This window comes from Halomonas sp. 707D4 (assembly GCF_024158685.1).
Lineage (GTDB): Bacteria > Pseudomonadota > Gammaproteobacteria > Pseudomonadales > Halomonadaceae > Vreelandella.
Window position 1 is genome coordinate 1 of record NZ_JAMZBD010000289.1, and the last position, 4,133, is coordinate 4,133.

The following is a 4,133-nucleotide window of genomic DNA, read 5'->3' on the forward strand; positions in this document are numbered from 1 at the left end:
TCACCGAGCCTTCGATGCTGGGCTAGGAGAGGGTCGCCGCCCGGCTGACGGGCGGCGAGGGGGGTCAAAGCAGGGCGTCGAGCTTCTGCTTCAGCAGGCCGTTGACCTGTTGCGGGTTGGCGGTGCCGCGCGAGGCCTTCATCACCTGGCCGACGAAGTAGCCGATCATCTTGCCGCGCTTGTCCGGCTCCGCGTCGCGGTACTGGGCGACCTGGGCGGGACTTTCGGCGATCACCTGGTCGATCATCGCCTCGATGGCGCCGCTGTCGGTCACCTGCTTCAGGCCCTTGGACTCGATCACCTCGTCGGCGCTGCCGCCCTGGCCGTTCCACAACGCCTGGAAGACCTCCTTGGCGGCCTTGCCGTTGATGGTGCCGTCGACCACGCGCCCGATCAGCCCGCCGAGCTGCTGGGCGGAGACCGGACTCTGGTGAATGGCGAGGCTCTCGCGGTTCAGGGCGCCGGAAAGCTCGCCCTGCACCCAGTTGGCGGCCTGCTTGGCATCGCCGCACACCTGGTACGCCTCTTCGAAGAACTCCGCCATCTCGCGGCTTGTCGCGAGCACGTTGGCGTCATAGGCCGAAAGCCCGAGCTCGCTCTGAAAGCGCGCGCGCTTGTCCGCGGGCAGCTCCGGCAGCAGGGTCTTCAGGTGGTCGAGGTAGGCCTGGTCGAGCACCACCGGCAGAAGGTCCGGGCAAGGGAAATAGCGGTAGTCGTTGGCTTCTTCCTTGGTGCGCATGCTGCGCGTCTCGTCGCGCTCCGGGTCGAACAGGCGCGTCTCCTGGACCACCTTGCCGCCATCCTCGATCAGCTCGATCTGGCGTTCGACCTCGAAGGCGATGGCGCGCTCGACGAAGCGAAACGAGTTGACGTTCTTGATCTCGGCGCGGGTGCCAAACGCCTCCTGGCCCTTGGGGCGCACCGAGACGTTGACGTCGCAGCGCATCGAGCCTTCCGCCATGTTGCCGTCGGAGATGCCCAGGTAGGTGACGATCGAGTGGATCGCCTTCAGGTACGCCGCGGCTTCCTTGGCGCTGCGCATGTCCGGCTCGGAGACGATCTCCAGAAGCGGGGTGCCGGCACGGTTGAGATCGATGCCGGTCATGCCCTGGAAGTCCTCGTGCAACGACTTGCCGGCGTCCTCCTCCAGGTGGGCGTGGTGGATGCGGATGCGCTTGGTGACGTCGTCGTCCAGAGTGATCTCGACCTCGCCGGCGCCGACGATCGGGTGATACATCTGGCTGGTCTGGTAGCCCTTGGGCAGGTCCGGGTAGAAGTAGTTCTTGCGATCGAACACCGAGACTTCCGGAATCTCGGCGTGTACCGCGAGGCCGAACTGCACCGCCATCGCCACCGCCTGCTCGTTGAGCACGGGAAGCGAGCCGGGCAGGCCCAGGTCCACCGCGCTCGCCTGGGTGTTGGGTTCGCTTCCGAAGGCGGTGGACGAGCCGGAGAAGATCTTCGAGCGGGTAGCGAGCTGAACGTGGACCTCGAGCCCAATTACGGTTTCCCATTGCATCAGGCGTTCTCCTCGGCGAGTGCGGGAAGGTGACGGTGCCAGTCGGTGGCTTGCTGGAACTGGTGGGCGACGTTCAGAAGCTGCGCCTCGGCGAAGTGGGTGCCGAGGATCTGCAGGCCCACCGGGCGGCCATGGGCGAAGCCCGCCGGCACGCTGATGCCGGGAATGCCCGCGAGGTTCACGGCGATGGTGTAGATATCCTGCAGGTACATCGACACCGGGTCCTTCTTGGCGCCCAGGTCGAACGCGGTGGTGGGGGCTGCCGGGCCCATCAGCACGTCGACGTCCTCGAAGGCGTCCAGGAAGTCCTGGCGGATCAGGCGGCGCACCTTCTGCGCCTTAATGTAGTAGGCATCGAAGAATCCTTCCGAGAGCGTGTGGGTGCCGATCAGGATGCGTCGCTTGACCTCCTCGCCGAAGCCCTCCTGGCGGGTGCGGGTGTAGAGGTCGATCAGGTCCTTGGGGTCCTCGCAGCGGTGGCCGAAGCGCACGCCATCGAAGCGTGACAGGTTCGACGAGGCCTCCGCCGGGGCGATGACGTAGTAGGCCGGGATGGCGTAGTGGGTATGCGGCAGGCTGACCTCGCGCACGGTGGCACCCAGCGACTCGTACACCTTGACCGCCTCGCGCACGGCGCGCTCGACGTCGGCATCGAGGCCGTCACCGAAATACTCCTTGGGCAGGCCGATCTTGAGCCCGGACAGCGGTGCGTCGAGGCTCTCGGTGTAGTCCGGCACGCCCCGGGCGGCGCTGGTAGAGTCACGCACGTCGTGGCCGGCGATGACGTTCATCAGGTGCGCGCAGTCGGAGGCCGAACGCGCCATGGGGCCGGCCTGGTCGAGGCTCGAGGCGTAGGCGATCATGCCGTAGCGCGAGACGCGCCCGTAGGTGGGCTTGAGGCCGGTGATGCCGCAGAACGCCGCCGGCTGGCGGATCGAGCCGCCGGTGTCGGTTCCCAGTGCGGCCGGCACCAGTCCCGCCGCCACGGCGGCGGCGCTGCCGCCGGAGCTTCCGCCGGGCACGGCCTTGAGATCCCAGGGGTTCTTCACCGGGCCATAGTGGCTGTTCTCGTTGGAGGAGCCCATGGCGAACTCGTCCATGTTGGTCTTGCCCAGGCTCACGGTATGCGCGGCCGCGAGCTTCTCCACCACGGTGGCGTCGTAAGGGGCGACGAAGTTGTCGAGCATCTTCGAGCCGCAGCTGGTCTTCACGCCCTGGGTACAGAAGATGTCCTTGAGCGCCAGCGGAATGCCGGCGAGCGCGTGGGCGTTGCCATCGGCGCGAGCCTTGTCGGCGGCCTCGGCGGCGTTGAGCGCGCGCTCGGCGGTCACGCTGATGAAGCTGTTGAGCTTGCCATCGAGGCGCTCGATGCGCTGCAGGTAGTGCGCGGTGATCTCGCGGCTCGAGAGCTCGCCGCTTTTCAGGGCGGCGGCCAGCTGGGTGACGGTTTGATCATGCATGACCCAAAAGCTCCGTTCGGGACGAATGTAAAAAAGCCAGGAAGGAGGGTGTGCGCATCGCTTATTCGACCACGCGAGGCACGAGGTAGAGCCCCTCCTCGGTGGCCGGCGCGCAGCGCTGGTACTGCTCGCGCCGGTCGGTTTCGGTGACCTCGTCGGCGCGCAGGCGCTGGGTGGCATCGAGCGGGTGGGCAAGAGGGGCGACGTTATCGGTATTGACCTGTTGAAGCTGGTCGACCATCTCCAGGATCCGGCTCAAGTCGTCCACGAAGCGGTTGGCCTGGTCGTCGCTGATGGCGAGTCGGGCCAGGTGGGCGGCCCGGCGCACATGGGATTCTTCAAGCGCCATGATCAAGGTATCCTCGCAAGCGTAAGGGAACGTATGTCGCAACGAGCGGTATACATACGGTCATCTTGAATTCGTCTGACGGGGCAGACGTGGAAAATAGCCGCAAAAGGTACCATACAATGGCCGCCGCGGGCAGGGGAGCGACTCGCGCTTGCTGCCGGCGGGTTGCGGTGATACCGTTTGCATCCGCACAGGGTTCCCGGTCTGCACTAGGTAACAACATCCATGTTCAAACGCTTGAGGGGGCTGTTTTCCAGCGATCTGTCGATCGACCTGGGTACGGCCAACACACTGATTTATGTTCGCGGTCGCGGTATCGTTCTCGACGAGCCTTCCGTGGTCGCCATTCGCCAGTCCGGCAACATGCGAAGCGTCGCCTCGGTGGGCGCCGATGCCAAGCGCATGCTCGGCCGCACCCCCGGCAACATCACGGCGATCCGGCCGATGAAGGATGGCGTCATCGCCGACTTCACCGTCACCGAGCAGATGCTCCAGCACTTCATCCGCAAGGTTCATCAGAGCACGTTCCTGACGCCCAGCCCGCGCGTGCTGGTGTGCGTACCCTGCATGTCCACCCAGGTCGAGCGGCGCGCGATTCGTGAATCCGCCGAAGGCGCGGGTGCACGGGAAGTCTTCCTGATCGAGGAGCCCATGGCGGCGGCGATCGGCGCGGGGCTGCCGGTCGAGGAAGCCCAGGGGTCGATGGTCGTCGACATCGGCGGCGGCACCACCGAGATCGCCATCATCTCGCTCAACGGCGTGGTCTACTCCGAATCCATCCGCGTAGGCGGCGACCGTTTCGACG

General features: G+C 66.0%; 4 protein-coding genes. 1 reads left to right on the forward strand and 3 read right to left on the reverse strand.

What is annotated here, in order from left to right:
* Positions 1 to 64 precede the first annotated feature (64 nt).
* From gatB to gatC, 3 genes are all read right to left on the reverse strand, one after another.
* Positions 65 to 1,519 carry an Asp-tRNA(Asn)/Glu-tRNA(Gln) amidotransferase subunit GatB gene (gene gatB, locus BIS11_RS12190; protein ID WP_253419488.1) on the reverse strand — a complete coding sequence of 485 codons (1,455 nt, stop codon included), beginning with the start codon at positions 1,517 to 1,519 and terminating at the stop codon, positions 65 to 67.
* Positions 1,519 to 2,979, reverse strand: a complete 1,461-nt coding sequence (gene gatA / locus BIS11_RS12195) for an Asp-tRNA(Asn)/Glu-tRNA(Gln) amidotransferase subunit GatA (protein WP_253419490.1) — start codon at positions 2,977 to 2,979, stop codon at positions 1,519 to 1,521. The genes gatB and gatA overlap by 1 nt, the downstream gene beginning before the upstream one ends.
* 61 nt (positions 2,980 to 3,040) lie before the next feature.
* Positions 3,041 to 3,328, reverse strand: coding sequence for an Asp-tRNA(Asn)/Glu-tRNA(Gln) amidotransferase subunit GatC (gene gatC / locus BIS11_RS12200; RefSeq protein ID WP_227390356.1), 288 nt, complete (start codon positions 3,326 to 3,328; stop codon positions 3,041 to 3,043).
* Between the two features lie 225 nt (positions 3,329 to 3,553).
* Between gatC and BIS11_RS12205 the strand changes: the two genes are divergently transcribed.
* A partial coding sequence (locus BIS11_RS12205; RefSeq protein ID WP_253586127.1) for a rod shape-determining protein occupies positions 3,554 to 4,133 on the forward strand: 580 nt, incomplete at its 3' end.